Source organism: Polaromonas sp. P3_B1, from assembly GCF_056402935.1.
In genome coordinates, this window is the sequence record NZ_JBFUGK010000075.1 from 1 (window position 1) to 5,780 (window position 5,780).

Here is a 5,780-nt window from a genome sequence, read left to right on the forward strand (position 1 = left end):
GTTCTGGGCCAATGTGGTCATCACCGCCTTGACCGACCCGGATGGAAGCCATGCGGGCTTTGCCAAGGTCACCCGAGACCTCACCGAAAGGCGCAGGCAGGAGCAGGCCCTGCGCGAAAGCGAAGAGCGGCTGCGCCTGATGGTCGAGGGCGTGCAGGACTACGCGATCTTCATGCTGGACCCCGAAGGCGTCATCCAGAGCTGGAACACCGGCGCGCAGATCCTCAAGGGCTACACGGCCTCTGAAGCCATAGGCCGCCACTTCCGGATGTTTTACCGGCCCGAGGAACTGGCGCTCGGCATGCCCGAAAACGAGCTGCGCACGGCGCTTCAAAAAGGCCGCGCGGAAGAAGAGGGCTGGCGCGTTCGCAAGGACGGCACCCGGTTCTGGGCCAATGTCGTCATCACGGCGATCCGAGATGCTGAAGGGCAGTTGCGCGGCTTCGCCAAGATCACCCGGGACATGTCAGAGCGCCGGCGGCTCGAAGAGCTGGAGAGGTCCAGCCAGCGCATGAATGAGTTCCTGGCCATGCTCGCGCATGAACTGCGCAATCCGCTTGCGCCCATCCGCAATGCCGTCACCGTCCTGCAGCTTGAGCCCGCGCCCAGCCCCGTGGTCAAAAACAGCCGCGAGATGATAGACCGGCAGTTGACCCACATGACGCGGCTGGTAGACGACCTGCTGGACGTCGGGCGCCTGAGCACGGGCAAGATACGGCTCAAAAAAGAAACCGTCCTCTACAACCAGGTCTTGAGCCGCGCCGCCGAGGCCATGCGCCCCCTGATGGACGCCCGGCACCACACCTTCTCCCTGGAGCTGCCCAAGGACGACGTCTATCTGGACGCCGACAGCATTCGCCTGACCCAGGTGATCCAGAACCTTTTGACCAACGCCGCCAAGTACACGCCCGCGGGCGGCAACATCGCCTTGCGTTGCCGGGTGGAGGGCGCGCAGGTATTGACCGAGGTATCCGACACCGGCCTGGGCCTCACCAAGACGGCCATGCAGGAGATCTTTGAGCTGTTCTCCCAGGGCGACATGCAATCAGCCGCCAAGGAAAGCGGGCTGGGCATTGGCTTGACGCTGGCCAAGTCGCTGGTGGAAATGCATGGCGGCGTCCTCAGCGCCGAAAGCGAGGGCCCTGACAAAGGAAGCCGGTTCTGGTTTTCCATTCCCGGAGCGACCTCAAGCAAGGCGGCAGCTGCCGAAGAGCCCGCAAAAAAATTCCTGGTGGTTGATGACAACCGGGACGCGGCCGACAGCCTCGCGGAAGTGCTCCGGCTGTTGGGCCATTCGGCCAAGGTCGCGTACAACGGGCCCGACGCGCTCGAGATCGCAAAAACCTACAAGGCCGACGCCGCGCTGGTCGATATCGGCATGCCGGGGATGAACGGCTTTGAGGTCGCCAGCGAGCTGCGCAGCTTGCCCTACGGCCCAGGCATGCTCATCGCGGCCGTGACCGGTTACGGTCACGAGGATGACAAGACCCGGACCCTGACCGGTGGCTTTGACTGCCATCTGGTGAAGCCGGTTGATTTCCCGGCCCTTGAAGATTTGATTCAACGGCTGGACTGAGCTGGCAGCCCGGCCTGCCGCCTCCGGCGGCTGGCCCGTCCGAGTCAGTGGGGCGACGGCGCATGCGCGAGCAACCTGCCCATCGCCTGCTGAAACGCCGCATCTTCCTTCCATTGCTCGAACTCACTGACTGCCGGTGCAGGACCTGTGCCGTGCTGGTATGCGGCCATTTTCGCGGTGAGGCTGTTGAAGCGTTCCATGCGCGCAGCGCTGTCGGCGTGGCGGGCTTCTTCGAGGGCGGCATCGCCGGCAAGGGCGAAGCGGATGGGCAGAACGGCGGGCATGTGTCTCCTTGGGTATTGACTGGATACTGACAGCTTCGACGCCCACGCGCCATGTCATTTTGCACAGCTTGGCTGGGTAGTTTCCCGGGCGTGAACGCCTGGACTGCACAAACGTGGAATATGTCATGGCCTGGCAGCGCGGGCATCCCCCGTTTGAAGGAGGGCGGCGCCGCGCTTACGCCTATTCACGTAATCCCTTTGTGCGACATACAGGCTGGAAAACAGGAACTAATTTTGGTGAAAAATTCCCTTTGTTCCCGAGGCTGTTGACGCGCCCCTGTCATAACGCATCATGCTGCCATCGCTGATTCACCGACCTGCAGGACCCACATCACAAGCCATGGGCACTTTTTCTTCTCAGCCGGACCTGCCTGAGCAAGTGGCGCTCGCATTTGTCAACGCAAGCGCAGCGCGATGGTCGATACCGAAGATCGAGCTTTATGAAAAAGAAGCCCTGGTGATGGTGACGGTTGAAACGCCATCGGCGGAAGGCAAAGACATTGATCCGGGCGTCAAACAGTCCCTTGCGCGGGCACTCAATAAACTGATGCCTCCCGACTTGGACCACAGGTTCGGGTTGTGGATGGTGGTTTTTTGTTGTGAGGGCCATGTGTACGACACGATTCACCCGAGTGAATTTAATGACTGAATTCCTCGGAGGGTGAGTTACGCATGCAGGAGGCCATGGTGCCTGACTTTTCCATCCAGCAGGCCGTCGCCCGCAAGCCGGCTCCGGCCGCTCATGCGAACCGTCAGGCCGAAGGAGAAGCTTCACCATGACCCGGCGAAGCGCGCGCGAATACGGTTTAACGGCTGAAGACCGTCGCCACGAAATTGAGCGGCGTTTCGGAGTCGGAGCCTCCACACGGGCCGGTGAGCTTTTGGCCGGCGTCGCCAAACCCACGGATCAGATCCTCGGCGCAATCGTCTTTCTGGCGCGAAGCCTGGACGACATGCCTGAACTGGTTCACTTGGCAAACAGTGATCCACAGAAGCTGTTGAATGCGGCGACGGTCAAAGACGAGCGTGGATGAAGCCTGAGTGCGAGTGCCCAACCCCGGGGCAGGGGTTGCCTCGTCGCATGGCCGCAGAACGTTTGTCCCAGCTTCGGCCCTAAACCGACATCCCCCCAGACACCTCAATCACCGCCCCATTGACATAGCTCGCCTCATCGCTCGCCAGAAACGCGTAGACATTGGCGATCTCCTCGGGCTTGCCCAAGCGCTTGAGCGGCACGTGGGCTTCCATTTCCTTGAGGACTTTCTCGGGAATGGTGTCCAGGATGTGTGTGGCCACAAAACCCGGCGCGACGGCGTTGACGCGCACGCCCTTGGGGCCCAGTTCGCGGCTCCAGGTTTTGGTGAAGCCGATCACGCCGAACTTGCTGGCGGCGTAGTTGGTCTGGCCGAAGTTGCCGTAGATGCCGACGACGGAACTGGCGTTGAGGATCACGCCGCTTCCCTGGGCGACCATGGTGTCGGCCACGGCTTGCGCGCAGTGAAAAACGCCGCGCAGGTTCACGTCAATCACTTTGTCGAATTGCTCCAGCGTCATTTTTTGCAGGCGCGCGTCTTGCGTGATGCCGGCATTGTTGACGAGTACGTCGATGCGGCCGAACTGGTCTTTGACTTTGCCGACGACGGCGTCGACCATGGCGCGCTGGGTCACGTCCATCACAAATCCCATGGCCTGTGCGCCCAGGGCCTGGCACTGTTTGACTGCGTCGTCGACACCGGCCTGCTTGACGTCGCAGACGATGACGGTTGCGCCTTCTTTGGCGAACTTGAGGGCGGTGGCCAGGCCTATGCCCTGGGCGGCGCCGGTGATGAGGCTGATCTTGTTCTGGAGTCTTTGCATGTGAAGGAAAGAGTAGAGGGGGGTGAAAGAAGAAGGATACCGTCGATCAGTAAATCGGCTGGTGTTTGCGGATCGTGTCCTTGACCGCTCCGATCAGCACAAAGCCGGGCCCGAACCTGGCAGCCAGATCGCCGCAGCGCGCAATGAAAACTTCAACGCCCATGCCGTAGATGAACTGCATGGCGCCGCCCGTCCAGGCCGGAAAGCCTATGCCGAAGATGGAGCCTATGTTGGCGTCGTGCACCGTGGTGAGCACGCCTTCGCTGAGGCAGCGGGCCGTCTCCACGGCCTGGCGGTAGAGCAGGCGGTCCTTGAGTTCCTGGATGTCCCAGGCCGCGCCGGGCTTTTCAAACAGGGGCTTGAGTTCGGGCCACAGCTGCTTTTTTGCGCCCGGCTCTGTGGGGTAGTCGTAAAAGCCGCCACCGGCCGCGCGGCCGGGGCGCTTGAGTTCTTTCACCATGCGTTCGACCAGCAGTTCGCCGGGCGTTGCCGTGTAGGTCTTGCCTCCGGCCGTGAAGTCGGTGCGGGTCTGGTCCAGCACGTGCACGCTCAGCGAGAGCGCGGTTTCGTCGAGCACGGCCAGCGGGCCCACGGGCATGCCGGCCTGGACGCCGGCGTTCTCGATCACGGCGGCGGGGATGCCTTCGCCCAGCATGGCCGCGCCCTCCATCACAAAGGTGCCGAAGGTGCGGCTGGTGTAAAAGCCGCGCGAGTCGTTGACCACGATGGGTATCTTGCCCAGGGCCTGCACATAGTCGAAGGCGCGGGCCACGGTTTCGTCGTCGGTTTCCTTGCCGCGGATGATCTCGACCAGCTTCATCTTGTCGACCGGGCTGAAGAAGTGGATGCCTATGAATTTTTCGGGTCGGTCGCTGGCCGTGGCCAGGCTGGAGATGGGCAGGGTCGATGTGTTGGAGGCAAAAAAGCCGCCGGGCGCCAGCAGCGGTTCGGCCTCCCGCGTGACCTTGGCCTTGAGGTCGCGCCGCTCGAATACGGCTTCGATGATGAGTTCGCAGCCGGTGAGGTCGGTGGCCTGGCCGGTCGCGGTGATGCGCGAGAGCAGGGCATTCTGCTCGGCGGCCGTCATGCGGCCCTTCTCGACGCGCGGCGCGGTGATCTTGCTGCTGTAGGCCTTGCCGGCCTCGGCTTTGTCTTTGCTCACGTCCTTGAGCACGGTGCTGATACCCCGGCTCGCCTGTGCGTAGGCGATGCCCGCACCCATCATGCCGGCGCCCAGGATGCCGACCTTGCTGGGCCTGAACCTGGGCACCCCCGCCGGTCGCGACTGTCCGCTCTTGATGGCGTTCATGTTGAAGAAGAAGGTGTTGATCATGGCCTTGGCATTGGCGCCTGTCATGAGCCTGGCGAGGTAGCGGCTTTCGATGCGCAAGGCCGTTTCCAGGTCCACCTGCGTGCCTTCGACCATGCAGGCCAGGATGGCCTCGGGCGCGGGGTACAGGCCGCGCGTCTGCTTTTTGAGCATGGCGGGTGCGACGCTGAGAGCCGCGGCGATCTTTGGGTTGGCCGGCGTGCCGCCCGGGATTCTGTAGTCTTTCGCTTCCCAGGGATGTTGGGCTTTCGGGTTCGTGGCCAGCCAGGCCAGGGCCTTGGCGCGTAGATCGCCCGCGTCGGCCGCCAGTTTATGCACCAGGCCCAGCGCCAGCGCCTGGCGCGGGTCAAAGGTCTTGCCCTCGACGAGGTAGGGCTGCGCGCCCATCAGGCCCAGGTGGCGCGTCATCTTGGTCACGCCGCTGGCGCCGGGCAAGAGGCCCAGGGTCACCTCGGGCAGGCCGAACTGGGTCTTGCTGTCGTCCACCGCCACGCGGTAATGGCCGACCAGCGCGACCTCCCAGCCGCCACCCAGCGCCGTGCCGTTGAGGCAGCTGGCCACGGGAATGCCCAGGGTTTCGAGCGTGCGGAAGTTTTTCTTGACGCGCTCGACTTCGGCATAAGCCTTGGGAGCGTCGGCGGGTGTAAGCCGCATCACCGCCTTGAGGTCGGCGCCGGCAAAGAAGGTGGATTTGGCCGATGCCAGGATGATGCCCTTGAGCGATGCCTTGTCT

Annotated in this window: 6 protein-coding genes; 3 read left to right on the forward strand and 3 right to left on the reverse strand. The window is 63.0% G+C overall.

Going from position 1 to position 5,780, the window contains the following annotated elements:
* Positions 1-1,576 (forward strand): hybrid sensor histidine kinase/response regulator (locus AC1DXS_RS24550; protein ID WP_477740055.1); only part of this gene is annotated, 1,576 nt, incomplete at its 5' end.
* Positions 1,577-1,620: 44 nt separating this feature from the next.
* Here AC1DXS_RS24550 and AC1DXS_RS24555 read toward each other — a convergent pair.
* Entirely contained in the window at positions 1,621-1,860 is a 240-nt protein-coding gene (locus AC1DXS_RS24555; RefSeq protein ID WP_477740056.1) for a hypothetical protein, read from the reverse strand.
* 292 nt (positions 1,861-2,152) lie between these two features.
* Between AC1DXS_RS24555 and AC1DXS_RS24560 the strand changes: the two genes are divergently transcribed.
* The gene (locus tag AC1DXS_RS24560) at positions 2,153-2,509 is read left to right on the forward strand and encodes a hypothetical protein (RefSeq protein ID WP_477740057.1); all 357 of its coding nucleotides are present in this window, start codon (positions 2,153-2,155) and stop codon (positions 2,507-2,509) included.
* Positions 2,510-2,636: 127 nt separating this feature from the next.
* On the forward strand, positions 2,637-2,894 hold the full coding sequence (locus AC1DXS_RS24565; RefSeq protein WP_477740058.1) for a hypothetical protein: 258 nt from the start codon (positions 2,637-2,639) through the stop codon (positions 2,892-2,894).
* 79 nt (positions 2,895-2,973) lie between these two features.
* On the opposite strand, the gene fabG is transcribed toward AC1DXS_RS24565, so the two are convergent.
* Entirely contained in the window at positions 2,974-3,717 is a 744-nt protein-coding gene (fabG, locus tag AC1DXS_RS24570; protein ID WP_477740059.1) for a 3-oxoacyl-[acyl-carrier-protein] reductase, read from the reverse strand.
* Positions 3,718-3,763: 46 nt separating this feature from the next.
* On the reverse strand, positions 3,764-5,780 hold a 2,017-nt coding region (locus tag AC1DXS_RS24575), incomplete at its 5' end, for a 3-hydroxyacyl-CoA dehydrogenase NAD-binding domain-containing protein (protein WP_477740060.1).